Here is a 17,761-nt window from a genome sequence, read left to right on the forward strand (position 1 = left end):
GTTTGCATTGAAATCTCATCTTGCCTCCTTTAGTATGCGTGTTCTTCAAGGAGGCATTTCATGCAACGTATTATTCTTATCGGATTAGCTACTCTTCTCACGGCTTGTGCTAGTCAACCTGCAAAAGACACTTCTCAAAAAGTGGCTCAAACGGAAACCATTTCCACATTCTATGATTACCAATTCGCGTCTCCACAAGGCGAAGCGCTTTCTCTCAATGCATTACCTAAACAGCTGATTGACGCTGATGTGGTTCTTATTGGCGAATGGCACACTCACTCGGCAATCCATCGCTTCCAAACCAATTTCTTAAAAGCGCGCCGCAACGCCACATCAAACATTGCGCTTTCAATGGAACAATTCACTCGAGAGCATCAAGACACATTAAACCAATATCTAAATGATGAGATTGGCGAACAAGTTCTCATGTCTAAAGCGGCTGCTTGGCCAAATTACGAAAGTGATTACCGCGCGTTAGTTGAGTTCGCAAAAGCCAACGACGTCGATGTTATTGCGGCAAATGCACCAAAGCCATTTGTTCAGTGTATTGGCCGTAAAGGATTGCCTTACCTAGACCAGTTATCGACCGAGCAACGCCAATGGATTGCCGCCGAAGTGGATACTGGCGATAGCCCATACAAAGAAAAGTTCATGGCTTCTATGCACCACGGCACGCCAGAGCAAACAGAAAAGCAGTTTGCCGCTCAGGTTACCTGGGACGAAACCATGGCTGAGTCGATTGTGGATTACCTAGCATCAAACCCTGATAAACAAGTAATTCATGTGGCTGGCAAGTTCCACACCGAGGGTGGTTTAGGGACGGCAGCATCGATTCTACGTCGTAACCCTGATTTGAAAATCGCCATCATCAGCCCGGTTGAAGCGATCTCAACGGATAGCAATGATTATCAGCTTGAAGTGCTTTCGCCGCCGGCTCGCTTTGTTAAGAAAGAGAACCGAATGAAGGCATACAAGCACCTGTCAAAACGCAGCGCTAGCCTAGAGTGTGAGTAAGGTCTGTTGATCCACTCTTCTAAGCTAAAGAGTCGATGGGCTAATCCTAGATAATTAGCCCATCGTCAAAACTTGATCACGTTCCCGTCATTCATCCTAACTCTATCTAAATCAAACATTCTTATCGGCACAAGACTTGCTTAGTAAATAGACGATTTAACCAAGCAGACGAAAATGTAATGTGCAAATAAAAAACATCACTATCGATGATTAATTGCACAAGTTTTTCACACCTCTGCCGATACTATATTTAAGGATAGGTAAGGAGAGCGATATGACGCCAGTAGGAACGAGTAATACTCAGCTGTATTCACCTTCGAAAATGAATGCACAAGCTAAAAGCACTGAAGCTGAAAAGCCTGCACCGCTTAAGGTTGAACAAAATACCGTCAAGCTTTCTGATGAAGGCAAAGCCCTATTATCTGCACTTAAAGAAATCGATAAAGAAGCCAAGAAAGTCGAAGCTGAAAACGAGACCGTTACCGATAAGGTTGAGTCATTTGCTCATGGCGCTTTAGGTATGGATCATCCAGATAAGATTGAAGAAGAGGACGATGGTTCTTATTCAGCTGGGCAATACTTATCCGCAGCGGCAACCGTGGGTGGCATTCTACTTGCCTTAATCTAACTTTCCCCTCTGTTTCTGCACCTTCCTCTCTGCATTAAAGCGATTTGTCGTCACGACAACATACCCGATTTGGTCTAAAAAACGAGTTCATTCCATAATTCCGCTCTCATTTTAATGGAATAATACTCGTGAAAAACACTTTTGAGCTTATTGATAAGCCTACCTTCTTTGGTGCGATTGCACTCCTACTCACGATAGTTTTCCCGCTCATTTTGTTCCCTGCACAGGGCGCAGACTGGATTGCGGTTGCGAAAACATTCATGACAGACCAACTTGGATTTCTATATCTTGCGCTAGGCCTCGCCGCCTGTGCATTTATGGTTTACGTTGTATTCAGTGATATGGGCCAAATTAAACTGGGCGAAGCTGATGAAGAGCCTGAATTCAAAACAGCATCATGGGCTGCAATGCTATTTTGTGGCGGTATCGGTGCAAGTATCTTGTACTGGGGCTGTATTGAGTGGGCTTACTACTACCAATCACCGCCTTTCCAACTAGAGCCGGGCAGTGAAGAGGCGGTTCGTTGGGCTGCAACTTACGGTTTGTTCCACTGGGGACCAATCGCGTGGTCTATCTACCTGATCCCTGCGATTCCTATCGCTTACTTCTTCTATGTACGTAAACAGCCAGTTCTAAAGATCTCTAGTGCGTTAATGCCTGTTCTTGGTGAACACCGCAGTAAAGGCGTACCTGGAAAAATCGTCGATATCCTTTTCATTTTCGGTCTATTAGGCGGCGCTGCAACAACGTTAGGTTTAGCTGCACCTCTAATCACTGAAGGTCTGAATCACCTATTTGGTCTACCTAAAAATAACCTAACGCAAGTGATGGTGCTTTTAGTGTGTACTGCGATTTTTGCTTACTCATCTTATGCTGGATTGGAAAAAGGCATCAAGATCCTAAGTAACATCAACTTCTGGGGTGCGATGGGTCTACTGGCTTTCGTTCTGATCGCGGGTCCAACAATCTTCATGTTAGAAACAGGTTTAGACTCAATTGGTCGTCTACTGTCTAACTTCTTCGTGATGGCAACGTGGGCTGAACCATTTGGTGGCTACGGTACATTCGAAAACACTCACTTCCCACAAGACTGGACGATTTTCTACTGGGCATGGTGGCTAGTATTTGCACCGAGTATGGGTCTGTTTGTTGCGCGTATCTCTCGCGGCAGAACCATCAAACAAATGGTGTCAGGTTCGATCTTCTTTGGTTCTCTAGGTTGTTTCCTATTCTTCATGATCTTAGGTAACTACGGCCTATCGCTGCAGCTTTCTGGTGAGCTAGATGTCGTTGCGATTTTGAATGCGGAAGGCGCAACCAAAGCTATCTTCTCGATGCTTGCACAGCTGCCAATGAGTTCGCTGGTTATCGCTGTATTTACAATGCTGTGTATCATCTTCACGGCAACAACATTTGACTCGATCTCATACATCCTGGCGTCTGTTGTACAAAACAACGTGACCGAAGAGCCAATGCGCTGGAACCGTATGTTCTGGGCATTTACTCTATCGTTCTTGCCAACGATTCTGATGTTCTTGGGCGGTTTAAGTACACTACAAACCGCGGCAATTGTCGGTGGTTTACCGTTGCTTGTTATTTCTGTGATGCTGATGATCTCAGCGGTTCGTGCGACTAACCTCGACCTGCGCCACCAAGATGCGTACATCGAACCAACGATCAACATCGAAGAGTTGCCAGACATGGATCCATGGTCTGCAGAAGGTATGGCACTGGCTCAGTTTGAGAAAGAAAGAGATGCAGCACAAGAAGCTGCAGAACTTGAGCGTGTTGCTTACACAGAACTTGCCGCAGTGAAGAAAGAAATTCGCGCTTATGTGTTAGAACAAGGTTCACAAATGGAAACTCACGAGTTACCAGAGAACCTACAACAAGCACTTGAGCAGGCCGAGAGTAATCTGAGTACCGCACAAGCTAAAAAGATCGAGTTATCTGAGCAGGCTCAGAATGCTCGAATCGCATTCAATCAAGTGGTTACGGAACTACAACTTGCTTAATATTAGCCATAACGTCGTCCATTTACTTGGACACTCCTAAGTAAGCAAAAGGCTCACCGAAACGTGAGTCTTTTTTTATGTTCTCTCAGAACTTTGAGTTATTACTCAAATTTATAATTATGAAACAAATGTGAAACGACTTTGACACATTTTGATGTTCTAATCATCCGGCTTATATGAAAAGGGACAACTAATGAAGCACATTATTAAACCAATCATTGCCGCAGTGGCGACCTCAACACTCTCATTCAACGTACTTTCAGCAGAAATCAAAAACGTCATTCTGATGATTGGTGATGGTATGGGGCCTCAGCAAGTTGGCTTATTGGAAACCTACGCAAACCAGGCGCCAAATTCCATTTATAAAGGGAATAAAACCGCCCTTTACCAATTAGCGCAAGAAGGGGTCATTGGTTCATCCCTGACTCACCCAGAAGATGCGATTGTGGTGGATTCCGCTTGTTCTGCAACCATGCTTGCAACGGGTATCTATAGTGGTTCAGAAGTGATTGGCATTGACTCGCAAGGCAATCATGTCGAGACTGTACTTGAGAAAGCCAAAAAAGCAGGTAAAGCAACTGGCCTAGTGTCCGACACGCGTTTAACTCACGCGACACCCGCTTCTTTTGCGGCTCACCAACCTCACCGTTCACTCGAAAACCAAATTGCTAACGACATGCTAGAAACGGGCGTTGATGTAATGCTTTCAGGCGGGCTACGTCACTGGATTCCAAAATCGACCAATGACAAAGGCGAAACCTACAAGCAACTTGAGAAATTGACTCAGGGCGATGTTTACCTAAAATCAAAACGTAAAGACGACCGTAACCTTCTAACTGAAGCAGAAAAGGACGGCTACCAACTAGCGTTTAACCGTAGCATGTTAGAAGAAGCTAAAGGCGATAAGCTACTTGGCCTGTTCGCCTACTCAGGCATGGATGACGGCATCGCTTACAGCAATAAGAAAAAGAGTGGCGAACGTACTCAGCCAAGCTTGAAAGAGATGACACAAAAAGCACTCAACGTGTTATCCAAAGATGAAGACGGCTTTTTCCTAATGGTTGAAGGTGGTCAAATCGACTGGGCGGGCCATAGTAACGATGCCGGCACTATGCTGCATGAACTGCTCAAGTTTGATGAAGCGATCCAAACGGTGTATGAATGGGCAAAAGATCGTGAAGACACGATCGTGATTGTGACCGCAGACCACGAAACAGGCTCTTTCGGTTTCAGCTACTCTTCTGACAACCTACCAAAACCACAGAAACGTTCTGGCGAAGCTTTCTCTGATCGCGACTATGCACCCAACTTTAACTTTGGTGCATTCGACATTCTAGATGGTTTATATAATCAGAAACAAAGCTACTATGGCATGATCAGCGAATATCAGAAGCTGGATAAAGCGCAACAAACACCTGAAAAGCTGGCTGAGATCGTCAACAAAAACAGTGAGTTCCCTATCACAGCGGAACAAGCGAAAAACATATTAGCCAGTAAGCCGAACCCATACCGATTGGCTCAGCACAAATACTTGTCGGCAGAGGAAGTGCCTGCTATCAACGATTTCGATGCTTTCTTCCCATATAACGACCGTGGCAACCTACTTGCTCGTGAACAAGCAACCGGTCAAAATATCGTTTGGGGTACAGGCACACACACTCACACACCAGTGAACGTTTTTGCTTGGGGCCCAGCAGAGAAAATACTGCCAGTTTCGAAAATCATGCACCACTCAGAACTGGGTGAGTACATTAAACAACAAGTAAACTAGCCTGAACTTTTTACTCGTTTGAGCAAGCGCCCTTCGGGGCGTTTTTTTGATTCTAATTGTTGGTTTTTTTTGGTACTACCGAATAACAAAACAGCCGCTCAAGAGCGGCTGTTTTTAGAATAACTAGCGATTCGGGTGGTTCAAAATGTGGTCTTCCCAATCAACCACATCAATTTCGTATACCACTTGATTACGAACGCTTTCACCTGCTGCATGCATCTCTGATTTAGAACCCGTGATCAATGGGTGCCATTTAGGAATCGGCTTAGATTCTGATAGAAGACGGTAAGCACAGGTGTCTGGTAGCCAATGAAATTCATCGATCTTGTCACGAGTCAGCTTCAAACACTCTTCACCTGACGTGAAGCGGTTCGGGTAATCTTTACACGAACATGTTTTATCGTTTAACCAACTACACGCCACGTTGGTGTAGTACACTTCATCACTATCTTCATCCATTAGTTTATGTAGGCAACACTTACCACAACCGTCACACAGTGATTCCCACTCATTCTCTGTCATCTGCTCTAGTGTTTTTTCTTGCCAAAATGGGGTCGTCATAGGATTACTTCATACTTGTTTACTGGGGTGCGTGTTATACCGCTAGCCCATAATAAATTCAAGGATAATAATTGTTCATTCTTTGATTCAATCAACAGCTGTCACTCTCATCATTTTTTGCTACTATCGCGCACCCTGTTATTTAGTGAGTTCAATTTGATGGAATGTCGTTTAGGTTGTGGAGCTTGTTGTATCGCTCCGAGTATTACATCTGCTATTCCTGGAATGCCTAATGGCAAACCTGCTGGCGTACGCTGCATCCAATTAAATGAACAAGACCTATGTAAGTTATTCGGGCAACCTTCACGTCCTAAAGTCTGCCATCAGTTCAAAGCCTGCCCTAGTGTTTGTGGAAAGACGGACCAAGAAGCACTCGATAACCTTATCGAGTTAGAAGCGATAACCTAAGCATATTTGCTCTTATATCCGCAAGATTTCACAAATTTGCGAAATCTCAACTGTCTTGTTGAGACTATTCCAGATTAATAAGAATTGTTATGAATAGGTATACGTTAGAAATGGTCGGAACATTTGGGGTGGTGTTAGGTAATAGCGCCGTTTAATCGTCGCTTCTATCTATGCAGGTAAAAGAAAAAGCCGCTTAGTGATAATTCACCAAGCGGCTTTTTTAGATCTTATGACGACCTAGTAAGGAGTGAGAAAGCGTGGTGCCATCCACCAGCTCTAGCTCACCACCAACGGGAACACCATGAGCAATACGGCTTGCGTTCACTTCATGGGCACTACACAGCTCTGCGATGTAATGTGCTGTTGCTTCCCCTTCAACTGTCGGGTTCGTCGCTAGGATTACTTCAGAGATATCACCACGGCGTAAACGGTAGTCCAAAACATCGAGACCGATATCACTTGGACCAATACCATCTAGTGGTGAAAGATGCCCCATCAACACAAAGTAACGACCTGAATATTGGCCAGTTGCTTCAATTGCTGCAATATCTGCAGGGCTTTCTACTACACATATCTGACCGTTATCCTGACGTTTAGGATTAGTACAAATATGGCAAGTATCTTCTTCGGTAAAAGTACGGCACTCATTACAGTGACCAATTTCAGTCATTGCTTGGCTAAGAGCTTCAGCCAACTGTAGGCCGCCTTTTCTATCGCGCTGTAACAAATGAAAGGCCATACGCTGCGCCGACTTGGGACCAACCCCAGGCAGACAACGTAAGGCCTCCATCAGATGCTCCAGCATGTGACTGGTACGCATATTTAACCGTTCTGATTTTCAGGTAACCGTTCGTTCACAACAAACCATTACTTGAATGAATCTTTAAGAATAAGTTACTTAGAAAGGCATCTTCATACCTGGTGGAAGTTGCATTCCACCAGTTACGCCAGCCATTTTCTCTTTTTGAGTTTCTTCAACACGACGAGCCGCATCGTTGAAAGCAGCAGCGATAAGATCTTCAAGCATCTCTTTATCGTCTTCCATTAAACTTTCATCGATATCAACACGGCGAACGCTGTGACTACCAGTGATCGTTACCTTTACAAGGCCAGCACCTGACTCACCTGTAACTTCCATATTTGCGATTTCTTCTTGAAGCTTTTGCATGCGCTCTTGCATTTGCTGGGCTTGCTTCATCATGTTGCCCATACCGCCTTTACCAAACATGTTAATACTCTCTGGTCTAATTGGTTTATTAAAATTAATTAAGCTATACGTGCCTAAATGGGGGTTAAAACAATGCGATTCAACCCCTCGATGTTCAGTTCTCAGATTTGATTATCTGCGATGATATGCCGGTCACTAAATGAGACAGTGTTCTAGATAGGACGAACGCTGTCTCTGTCGAGCTCCGCAGCAAAACGCTTTTCGATAAACTGTACGTTGGCATCGTTTTCCAAACTGGTAAACGCGTCTTTCAACTTGCCTTGATACAATCTTTCTCGTAGTTCTAGAGGCGTTTCTCCACCCTCACCGATTTCAACGCTCAAATGACACTCTTCTCCGAGTACGGCATTGAGAGACTGTAATAGTTCGCTCTGCGCACGGTCCGTATTCAAGTGAGCCTGACTCGCTCTTAACGTTAGAGTAATTGATGTTCCATTTTTAGAAAACACTGAGTTTAATGCTAACTGTTCAACAAGCTTGGCTGTCTCTAGCTTTTGAATCGTGGCGGACCATTGATCTTGAGAAATAGACTCTTGAAGCAATTTTTCGACCATTTCTGGTGTCTTAACATGCTCCAACGCGCGCTTGATCTGAGTGGGTGTAAGCTCTTTGTTCACCTCTTTCACTACAGGTTTAGACGGTTTCCAGCGATAAGGTTCATTATCATTGGTCACCTTTTCTGTCGAAGAGATAGATAAAGAAGCTGGCGACACCCGCTCAGAGCCACCGTGTTGCTGAGCAACTCGGTCAAGAACTGAAGTTTTAGCTGGTGTCGCTTTAGCCTTTTTTGGCGCTGAACCTTTGCTATCTGTTGGTACTGCGCTGCCTCTGCGTTGAGAACGCAGTTGGTGGCGTAAACCACTTACAGGCGAAGCAGGACGTTCTGATTGTCCTTGCGGAGCAGAAGAAACAGGTGAAGCAGCGTTGTGTGGCTGAGCTGGGCTCTGATTCTGATAATTCGCTTGCTGTTGAGGCTGCTCTGCACCATAGCTAGGGCGTTCGTCATAAGTCGGTGGTGCATCATACTGACTGTGCGAGTAATCCTGCTCAGGATAACCTTGGCTGCCTGAATGGCCAGCGTAACCTTGCGAATCTGAATACTGTGCTGGATTCTGCTGCTGAGCCTGTTGTACAGGTGGCGACTGCATAGCTTGCTGTTGAGGCGCCTGTTGTTGCATCTGAGACTGTCTCGGAGCTGCCATTGACGCAGTGCTCGTCGACTGAGTCGATATTGCCGTTGCCATTGCTTGTTCTGCAGGTCTAAACGCCAACATACGTAAAGCCACCATCTCAATACCAACACGCGCAGTGGGTGATAACGGTAGGTCTTGACGTCCTTTCAACACAATCTGATAGTACAGTTGGATATCTTGTGGGCTTAATGCGTTGCTAAGCAGTTCTATCCGTTCAGCATCAGGCTGTGCTTTATCTAAGGTTGATGGTAATGCTTGAAACATTGCAAGGCGATGTAACTGGGTCGCAAGTTGACTCAATAAACCATCCCATTCCACACCATTCTCGGCAAGACCTTCGATGCAAGCCATTGCTACTTGCGGCTGCTTACTGCTGATCGCTTCTAGCAAGTGAATGGCTTGGTCGGTGTCTAGCGTACCGAGCATATGAGCCACAGTGTCTGTCACAACATTGCCGTTGCCTAATGCGATAGCTTGATCCGTTAAACTCAGAGCATCACGCATACTGCCGTCAGCCGCATGAGCAATCATCCCAAGCGCACGAGACTCAGACGCAACACTTTCTTGTTCAAGAATATGATCGAGCTGCTCGTGAATATTATCAACACTGATCGGCTTAAGGTGGAACTGCAGACAACGCGATAGAATCGTCACTGGAAGCTTCTGTGGATCGGTCGTTGCGAGCAAAAATTTCACATACTCAGGCGGCTCTTCTAAGGTCTTTAGAAGCGCGTTAAAACTGTGCCTAGAAAGCATGTGTACTTCATCGATAAGGTAAACCTTGAAGCGACCACGTGCTGGCTTGTACTGAACATTGTCCAGAAGCTCGCGGGTATCTTCTACCTTAGTTCGAGAGGCAGCATCGATTTCAAGAAGATCAACAAAACGACCTTCATCAATCTCTTTACAGGTTGCACATTCACCACAAGGGGTTGAGGTAATGCCTGTTTCACAGTTGAGACCCTTAGCAAATAAACGGCCGATGGTCGTTTTACCGACACCTCGTGTGCCGCTGAACAGGTATGCGTGATGCAACCTATTTTGGCTAAGGGCATTCTCTAATGCTGTTAAAACATGGGCTTGACCAACCACTTCTTTGAATTTGGTTGGTCGCCATTTTCGCGCTAACGCAAGATAGCTCATGAATAATTCCGAAAAGGATTAGTGACCGTCGAATTCGCAGATGCTAAACACTTCTAGACCTAAGCCTTTTAAGCGCTTGTCACCACCGATTTCTGGAAGGTTAATAACAAATGCAGCGTGCTCTGCCACACCACCGAGCCTACGAATCAGCTTTGTTGTTGCTTCAATCGTACCGCCTGTTGCTAACAAATCATCAACCATCAGCACTTTATCGCCTTCAACGATAGCGTCGGTATGGATTTCTAATGTATCTGTACCGTACTCAAGTTCATAAGATTGAGCCACAGTTTCACGAGGCAGCTTGCCAGGTTTACGAACAGGAATGAAGCCAACACCTAGCTCAAGAGCCAAAGGCGCACCAAATAAGAAACCACGAGCTTCCGTACCAACGATCTTAGTAAAGCCCATGTCCTTGAATGTTTCCGCTAGCAGGTCAATAGTCGCTTTGTAAGCCGCAGGGTCTTCCATCAAGCTTGTTACGTCACGGAACAAAATACCTGCTTTAGGGTAATCAGGGATGCTTTTGATGCTTGCTTTGATCAGGGAGATTTTTTCTGTGTTCATAATCTTATGCACTTCATTAGGCCGCTTTCCAAACCCTCGTTAATGAATCAAACATCAACGCTTGGAATTAAGGAAAGGTACGATTGGTATTCATTGCAACGAGAGTCATAGCCCTGATTGCTGAAATAATAAACGCCCGCTTTACAAGCAGGCACATTGGCTTAATGGTAGTGATTTTCTTTGCTGTCAGCAACCAACTCATGGGTCGGAAGTCGCATAAACCATGTGAGAAGAATAACAAGTACGCAAATAAGGAAAACCTTAACCCAAATGATCGGGGAAAAGCAGATGGATAACGCAAAACTCAACAAGATAAAGAACACACCGCGCGTTTTAACTTGTTTGGTTACGGCACCATGTTGATACCAATTGTTCAGTAAAGGACCCAGCGTTTTGTGTTCATGCATCCATTTATGAACTTTAGGATTGCTTCGCATGAAGCATGCGCTAGCAAGAAGAAGAAAAGGCGTGGTTGGCAGAACAGGTAAAACTATCCCTAGCACTGCGAGAAATATACAAAGGCCACCAGCAATATTGAGACTTAAAACTCGAACGCTAATTGTGGCCTCCTTAAATTAATTACGACCCGTTAACTATTAATCAGTCAACTATGAGTCAGTCAACTACGATTCAGCAAACGGAAATCGGTTAACTAAAATGTTGCGTAACCATTGAATACACGGATCAACGTTAATGTTGCTGGTAACAATGGAATCGCTAAAAATGCGGCTAAAAATCCTAAAAAATAGAATACATTAAACGGGTCTTGAAAGTCTTTGTTATCTGCCATGATTGCTTCTTGTTTTTGTTAGTAAAGGTAAGTATGTGCTATCTGGTGAACCAAACCCGCTTTGCTAAATTGACATTTAACAAAAAAGGCATAGCCACACCATTTGCGCAACTATACCTTAATCAATTATTCACAAAAACCGAGGAAATATAGGGTTAATCGGTAGACCCTTGGTGTATGTCTAAACTAAAGCTCGCCGCTCCAAGCAAGCTCAATGAGAGTTGGCAGCCTTGTTCAATCGGCAAGTCTCTCGTAATAAAATTCTTCTTACAGTTTTCGCCTAAACGCTCACCAGCGGCAATGTTTTGATTCATCTCACCATTCGACCAGCGTCCATCTAGACCCGCAGGCAAAACAGAGATGGTACCCTCGGCAAGGTTGGCGACACCAAACAATGCATTAACGGGCGTGGCACATTTGGAGCACTCAATCCCCTTCTCTAAAATCTCAGTAATATCTTTGAGATCAACATTAAAATCTTTTCTATTTCTTATGTAATCGTGAAATAGCGCTCGCACCAACAATGTAGACGCTGAGCTGGCATTATCAGAAGAGGACGAATCGACGAGGTAAAAAGCAAACTGCCCATTCATCATCCATGCGTAGTCAAACACAAGCGGCATCATCTCTGTTGATTGCAATAATCGATAACTACAACACCATGAGCCTTGTCTTGTATCTTTTTCAGGCAGCAGCGCATGCAGTAAGTCTTTTGCTGCACTTGGGTTTTCTTGTAAATAATTAAGGTGCCAATGCAGCTCTTGATCTTCGGGGATCTCTCCTCCGTCATCCACACAAAACCATTGGCTTGAAAAATCTCGTTGATCCGAAATGTTGTCGAATGAATCTTTTAACGTATTCGCGATTGCACTGCCTAAGTGACCGTGATCCTCTAAAGGTTTGGCTAAGAAGTCTTTGATGCCAAATCGTAATGCTTTCGCCACATCCGACATATCGTCTGTCCCTGAGACAACGATCATAGGCAATGATGGATACTCTAAACTGAGCTCTTCCACAAGCTCAATGCCGTCCAGGATCGGCATTGACAAGTCACACACAATTAAATCTGGCGCCGAGTCTCTGAGCTTTTGCAGAGCGTCCAGTCCATTTTCAGCCTCAACCACTTTATAACCAATCGTGTCTAAGTACGCGCTGGTTATACGGCGAAAAATAGGATCATCATCAACCAACATCACGCATTTCGGGTTGATTACTTCCTGAGCCGAGGTCATTACTGGCTGACTGTGAGTTTTGTACATAATCTATAACCTCACAAAACTAAGTCGAATTATTATTGTTATCTGTTCTAAGAACTAATATAAAACTTAGTAACAAAATGCTAAATACACAAATGTTCACTCTTTACTGGTAATCCGTGACGAGGGTTGGAATACTTGTAAATAATGCAACGAGTTGACGTAACGCAAACATTGATCTCACTGTTACGTATAAATTAGATGAGATTGTAAACAAATGTGTCTGGATTTATGAAATTAGATGATTTAAACCTCTTTCGACTCGTCGTTGAAAATGGGAGCTACACCGCAACATCGCGCAAGACTATGATTCCGGTTGCGACCATTACACGACGTATTCAAGCCTTAGAAGACTCTCTGAACCTGAGGCTTCTCAATAGACACGCACGTAAACTCTCTTTAACAGAGGCTGGCGAACGTTTTTTCAATGAATGCTCTCCGCTATTGCAACGCCTGTCTTCTACTGCAGAAGAGCTCACGGACGTGTGCAAAGGAGCTTCCGGTAAGATTCGTATTACGGCCCCATCCAACCTGACCAAACGCATGATGATGCCAATGTTCAGCGACTTCATGATTCAATACCCTGATATCAATATTGAATTGATGATGAACAACCAAGCCGATCAGCTTGATCCAACCGAGTGGGACGTAATTTTCCGCGTTGGCCCACAACGTGACTCAAGTCTAATCGCAAGAAAAATCAGTGAAGTAAAAGATATTCTTATCGCGAGCCCTGATTATTTAGCGAAGAACCCGGCACCAAGCCACGCGGAAGAACTGGCTCACCACTCTCTCCTAAAAGGCTACCCGCTAATTAAGTGGCAACTGAGTAACTCCAATGATGAGACGGTGGTTAACAGCGAGAAAGGTCGTTTCAACGCCAATGCACTCAATGTAGTGAGACAAGCATGTTCTGGAGGCCTAGGTATTACCCTAATGCCTGACGTGATGATTCGTGAATACATTGAAGATGGCAGCTTAGTGCAGGTCCTAGAAGACTGGAGCGCTAACCCTCGTGATATTTATATGCTTTATAACCACAAAGACCACCTGCCAGAGAAGGTAAGATTGTTTATTGATTTTGTGATCGCATACCACATTCATTAAAACCAACTCTCTTTGCTGAAAATAAAAAAACCAGAGCGAATACTCTGGTTTTTTAGATTCTGAATCGCTTGCAATCATGAATCATTGCCAGAAAAACAATGATTCGTTGCTAGCAAAAAAGCGCTATTCCTAACGGAAAGACTAAGCGCCTTCGTTATGTAACTCTAAGTTCGCTAGGTCTTGTTGGATTTCACGCTGAACCTTTGAGTCGTCATTACGCAAAGAATCTAGGAAATCTAAGTACGCTTGGTCGATATCACCTGTTACATACTCACCGTTAAATACCGAAGTATCGAAGCGAGAAATGTCTTGGTTGCCCATACCTACCGCAGAGATTAGATCTGGTAGCGTTTGGAAAATCAAAGCATCTGCGCCAATCTGCTTACAAATCGTTTCGTTGTCACGACCATGAGCAATCAGCTCTATCGCGCTCGGCATATCGATGCCGTAAACGTTCGGAAAGCGCACCTCTGGAGCGGCTGAAACCATGAAGACTTTACTTGCACCTGAATCACGAGCCATCTCAATGATCTGCTCTGATGTTGTACCGCGAACGATAGAGTCGTCAACCAATAGAACATTCTTACCTTTAAACTCTGAACGGATTGCGTTCAGCTTACGGCGAACTGATTTTTTACGCTGTTGCTGACCAGGCATGATAAACGTGCGGCCAACATAGCGGTTCTTCACGAAACCCTGACGGTATGGCTTGTTGATCGCTTGAGCTATGCGTAGCGCAATATCGTTCGAAGTTTCAGGAATTGGGATAACCACATCAATATCTAAGTCGGCGTACTCTTCTTTAATACGTTTACCTAGCATCTCACCCATCTCAACGCGTGCGCTGTAAACCGAGATTTTGTCGATGAATGAATCTGGGCGAGCAAAGTATACAAATTCAAAGATGCATGGGTTTAGTTGTGGGTTGTCTGCGCATTGCTTAGTAAAAAGATCACCATCGAATGTTGCGTAGATAGCTTCACCAGGAGCAACATCGCGCATAAAATCAAAACCAACAGCGTCTAACGCGACTGACTCAGACGCAACCATGTACTCTGTTTTACCATCAACCTCACGCTTACCAAGACACAGAGGACGAATACCATGTGGGTCACGAAATGCAATCATACCGTGGCCGATAATCATTGCCGTTACTGCGTAGGCGCCGCGAATCGTGCGGTGTACATTAGAAACAGCGCGGAAAACATCATCTGAAGTCACGTTACCTTTAACGGTATCGATCTCATGAGCCAAAACGTTCAATAGAACTTCAGAGTCAGAAGTTGTATTTAAATGACGACGGTCTTTCTCGAACAACTTTTCACGCACTTCGTTTGCGTTTGTCAGGTTGCCGTTGTGAGCCAACGTAATACCAAAAGGAGAGTTTACGTAGAAAGGTTGAGCTTCAGATGCACTTGAACTACCCGCAGTAGGGTAACGAACATGACCAATACCAACTTCACCTTGTAAGCGCTGCATGTGTTTTGCTTCAAAAACATCTTTGACTAAACCATTCGCCTTACGCAGACGGAAACGATTGCTTTCTATGGTACAAATACCTGCGGCATCTTGGCCACGATGCTGCAATACCGTTAAAGCGTCATAAATTGACTGGTTTACAGGTGTTGAACCCACGATTCCAACAATACCACACATGTCCTAACCCTCGATTTTCGATATTAACTGGCGCTAAAGCGCGCCAGATAAGAAACTAGATGTTGCTTGTAAATGCTCGAAGAACGGCGCAATGATTCGACTAAATTCTGGAACCAATTGCGAACTCTTCCACCACTCAGAACTTGGGAATGCAGTAAACGCATCCATGAAAAACAACACTGCAGAGACAATCAAAACACCACGTAAACCGCCAAAGACGACACCGAGGATTCTGTCTGTACCTGACAGGCCTGTTTTCTGAACTAGCTGACCGATGACATAGTTAACTAAGGCACCAACAACTAACGTTGCAACAAATAATGCTGCTATCGCAGTTCCGTTTCGAAACATCTCATCTTCGATATTGGTGAAGTACATGGCTAATTTAGCGTAGTACTGGCTAGCAATAAAAAATGCTCCAAACCAAATAACCAATGACAACGCTTCTTTAGCGAAACCACGAACTAAACTGATCACGGCAGAGAAGCCGATCACGCCTAAAATGACAAAATCTAACCAATTCATGAATTCTTCATCTTAAGTTGGCGCGCATTTTAACAGAAAAAATGCTGACGCAAACGTTTTCTTATGGATTTAACGGTTTAAATTTGAGCAACTGACCTTTTGAACCCGTAATTTTCTCTAATTCCTTCATTTGTCGCTCAAGTTTGGATTTAGAGACATCCGGGCCAATAATTACTCGCGTAAAACTATTTTCTTGCTTGGTGTGAGCCTGGTAGCCGCGCTTTTGTAAATCCTTAACAACATTTTTGGCGTTGTCAGCATTTTTTAAAGCCATCAATTGAATAATCCAAGCACTGTCTTGGTATTCATTTTTTTCCGGTACTGGCTTAACCACTACTGCCACTTTGTCTGCTTCTTTACTATTGGAAGAAGACGTGGTTTGCGTGTTTGAATTGTCAGTACTACCACTTTCAACCACTTGCTCAACCGGAGAGTCCGGTAGCGCTATCTGATCTTCAACAGGATCGAGTACTTCAAAAACCTCAACATTACTATCAAGCTCAGGCTTAATTGGAATGCTTGCAAACTCTTCTTTATAGTGGAGCTTCTTACCATCTAGCACATCGGGCAATACAATCACGCCAATAGCCACTAAAATGATGGTACCGACTAATCGGCTTTGGAATTTACTTGCCATTTAGTTTCCTTTTTTCTGCCAATGCTCCAGCACTTCACCCACAGTATGGAAAGAACCGACCACCAACACAACATCATCACCTTGGACAGAAGCTAAAGCCGCTTCAAACGCTGCAACAGGGTTTGAATGCTGTTCTACGCCTTCAGGTAGGCTTTCACACAATTCGGCAGCGGTTGCCGCACGAGGGCCTTGTAGTGAAGCTGGATACCAATGTGCTGCAACTGGTGCTAATACTTCCAATGTTGCGGGAATATCTTTGTCATGAAGCATGGCGACTACAACGTGTAAATTTTTTCCGGCATACTTTTGAATAACTTGTTGTGCAAAATACTCAGCCGAATGTGGATTATGTGCCACATCAAGCACAATCACAGGTTGATCGCTGACTTGCTGCATACGTCCGGGAAGCTGTGCGCTCTTTAGGCCATTGGTGATATTTATGTCACTAATGCTCAATTTTGAAGTTCCCAATGCCATCAATGCGGTTGCTGCATTAGGTAACGGTAAACCTGGAATTGGTAAAGCTTCTAGTTGGAATGCACCACTGCGCCAGTTCCAAATATCACCGTCAACATCATAGGTGTATTGAATACCCACTTGGTAAAATTCAGCTTTTATATCGTCTGCATGTGCAGCAACTGTAGCGGGTGGCTTAGGCTGTCCACAGATAGCAGGCTTACCACTACGATAAATACCCGCTTTCTCAAAGCCAATCACATTGATGTCGTCACCAAGCCAATCAACATGGTCGACAGCCAAACTGGTAATCACAGACACATCATGATCAACGATATTCGTTGCATCTAAACGACCGCCTAATCCCACTTCCAATAACACGACATCTACCGCTTCCGTTTGAAATGCGCGTAACGCGGCTAAGGTGCCGTACTCGAAAAAACTAAGGCTGATTTCGCCACGCTCTTTTTCAATAAAATCGAATGACTGCACGATTTTTTCATCGGATAGATCTTGCCCGTTGATACGAACACGTTCGTTATAGCGGATTAAGTGAGGGGAACTGTAGACACCAACGGAGTAACCAGCATCTAATAGAATGGCTTCCATCAGGGCACACGTTGAGCCTTTGCCATTGGTTCCAGCAACGGTAATCACGTGTTGAGCAGGTTTGGTGAGGTTTACTTTAGAAGCGACGGCCTGAATTCGGTCTAACCCAAGATCAATAGCGCTTGTGTGGATGTTTGATAAATAATCAAGCCACATCTCCAAAGAGGATGTGGCTTGAGGAACAGGTTGTTGACTCATCT

18 protein-coding genes are annotated in these 17,761 nt (G+C 44.4%); 6 read left to right on the top strand and 12 right to left on the bottom strand.

The genetic code is table 11. From position 1 onward, the window contains the following. Window positions 1-60 precede the first annotated feature (60 nt). The 4 genes from OCV24_RS09815 to OCV24_RS09830 all read left to right on the top strand — a co-directional run bounded on the left by OCV24_RS09815 (window position 61) and on the right by OCV24_RS09830 (window position 5,428). The gene (locus OCV24_RS09815; protein ID WP_077680157.1) at window positions 61-1,014 is read left to right on the top strand and encodes a ChaN family lipoprotein; all 954 of its coding nucleotides are present in this window, start codon (window positions 61-63) and stop codon (window positions 1,012-1,014) included. Window positions 1,015-1,288: 274 nt separating this feature from the next. Next, window positions 1,289-1,642, top strand: a complete 354-nt coding sequence (locus OCV24_RS09820) for a hypothetical protein (RefSeq protein ID WP_017056463.1) — start codon at window positions 1,289-1,291, stop codon at window positions 1,640-1,642. A gap of 128 nt (window positions 1,643-1,770) precedes the next feature. Then, window positions 1,771-3,657: a BCCT family transporter gene (locus tag OCV24_RS09825; protein WP_150877803.1), complete on the top strand. Its 1,887-nt coding sequence runs from the start codon at window positions 1,771-1,773 to the stop codon at window positions 3,655-3,657. A 193-nt stretch (window positions 3,658-3,850) separates the two neighbouring features. Further along, complete coding sequence (locus OCV24_RS09830; RefSeq protein WP_102506571.1) at window positions 3,851-5,428, top strand: alkaline phosphatase; 1,578 nt, start codon at window positions 3,851-3,853, stop codon at window positions 5,426-5,428. 123 nt (window positions 5,429-5,551) lie between these two features. On the opposite strand, the gene OCV24_RS09835 is transcribed toward OCV24_RS09830, so the two are convergent. Next, a complete protein-coding gene (locus tag OCV24_RS09835; protein ID WP_017056460.1) occupies window positions 5,552-5,989 on the bottom strand; it encodes a YcgN family cysteine cluster protein in 438 nt (145 codons plus the stop codon). Window positions 5,990-6,148: 159 nt separating this feature from the next. Between OCV24_RS09835 and OCV24_RS09840 the strand changes: the two genes are divergently transcribed. Then, the gene (locus OCV24_RS09840) at window positions 6,149-6,397 is read left to right on the top strand and encodes a YkgJ family cysteine cluster protein (protein WP_017056459.1); all 249 of its coding nucleotides are present in this window, start codon (window positions 6,149-6,151) and stop codon (window positions 6,395-6,397) included. A gap of 220 nt (window positions 6,398-6,617) precedes the next feature. Here the strand turns inward: OCV24_RS09840 and recR are convergent, their stop codons facing one another. The 7 genes from recR to OCV24_RS09875 form a co-directional block, all read right to left on the bottom strand. After that, the gene (recR, locus tag OCV24_RS09845) at window positions 6,618-7,217 is read right to left on the bottom strand and encodes a recombination mediator RecR (protein WP_029626987.1); all 600 of its coding nucleotides are present in this window, start codon (window positions 7,215-7,217) and stop codon (window positions 6,618-6,620) included. 78 nt (window positions 7,218-7,295) lie between these two features. Beyond that, window positions 7,296-7,625, bottom strand: coding sequence for a YbaB/EbfC family nucleoid-associated protein (locus OCV24_RS09850; protein ID WP_009848672.1), 330 nt, complete (start codon window positions 7,623-7,625; stop codon window positions 7,296-7,298). Window positions 7,626-7,777: 152 nt separating this feature from the next. Beyond that, a complete protein-coding gene (dnaX, locus tag OCV24_RS09855) occupies window positions 7,778-9,961 on the bottom strand; it encodes a DNA polymerase III subunit gamma/tau (protein ID WP_150877801.1) in 2,184 nt (727 codons plus the stop codon). An 18-nt stretch (window positions 9,962-9,979) separates the two neighbouring features. Next, on the bottom strand, window positions 9,980-10,525 hold the full coding sequence (gene apt, locus OCV24_RS09860) for an adenine phosphoribosyltransferase (protein ID WP_017056456.1): 546 nt from the start codon (window positions 10,523-10,525) through the stop codon (window positions 9,980-9,982). 161 nt (window positions 10,526-10,686) lie between these two features. Continuing rightward, window positions 10,687-11,058: a YbaN family protein gene (locus OCV24_RS09865; RefSeq protein WP_077680152.1), complete on the bottom strand. Its 372-nt coding sequence runs from the start codon at window positions 11,056-11,058 to the stop codon at window positions 10,687-10,689. A 119-nt stretch (window positions 11,059-11,177) separates the two neighbouring features. After that, window positions 11,178-11,315, bottom strand: a complete 138-nt coding sequence (locus OCV24_RS09870) for a hypothetical protein (protein WP_004734169.1) — start codon at window positions 11,313-11,315, stop codon at window positions 11,178-11,180. 155 nt (window positions 11,316-11,470) lie between these two features. Next, window positions 11,471-12,574, bottom strand: coding sequence for a response regulator (locus OCV24_RS09875; RefSeq protein ID WP_150877799.1), 1,104 nt, complete (start codon window positions 12,572-12,574; stop codon window positions 11,471-11,473). A 228-nt stretch (window positions 12,575-12,802) separates the two neighbouring features. Here OCV24_RS09875 and OCV24_RS09880 point away from each other — a divergent pair, with 228 nt between their 5' ends. Further along, entirely contained in the window at window positions 12,803-13,678 is an 876-nt protein-coding gene (locus tag OCV24_RS09880; protein WP_017056453.1) for a LysR family transcriptional regulator, read from the top strand. A 141-nt stretch (window positions 13,679-13,819) separates the two neighbouring features. Here OCV24_RS09880 and purF read toward each other — a convergent pair whose 3' ends face one another. From purF to folC, 4 genes are all read right to left on the bottom strand, one after another. Beyond that, window positions 13,820-15,334: an amidophosphoribosyltransferase gene (gene purF / locus OCV24_RS09885; protein ID WP_017056452.1), complete on the bottom strand. Its 1,515-nt coding sequence runs from the start codon at window positions 15,332-15,334 to the stop codon at window positions 13,820-13,822. A gap of 33 nt (window positions 15,335-15,367) precedes the next feature. Beyond that, the gene (locus OCV24_RS09890) at window positions 15,368-15,859 is read right to left on the bottom strand and encodes a CvpA family protein (RefSeq protein ID WP_017056451.1); all 492 of its coding nucleotides are present in this window, start codon (window positions 15,857-15,859) and stop codon (window positions 15,368-15,370) included. A gap of 61 nt (window positions 15,860-15,920) precedes the next feature. Further along, window positions 15,921-16,496 carry an SPOR domain-containing protein gene (locus tag OCV24_RS09895; protein WP_137032017.1) on the bottom strand — a complete coding sequence of 192 codons (576 nt, stop codon included), beginning with the start codon at window positions 16,494-16,496 and terminating at the stop codon, window positions 15,921-15,923. Further along, window positions 16,497-17,759 carry a bifunctional tetrahydrofolate synthase/dihydrofolate synthase gene (gene folC / locus OCV24_RS09900; protein WP_136998637.1) on the bottom strand — a complete coding sequence of 421 codons (1,263 nt, stop codon included), beginning with the start codon at window positions 17,757-17,759 and terminating at the stop codon, window positions 16,497-16,499. Window positions 17,760-17,761 lie beyond the last annotated feature (2 nt).

Source organism: Vibrio kanaloae (genome assembly GCF_024347535.1).
Lineage (GTDB): Bacteria > Pseudomonadota > Gammaproteobacteria > Enterobacterales > Vibrionaceae > Vibrio > Vibrio kanaloae.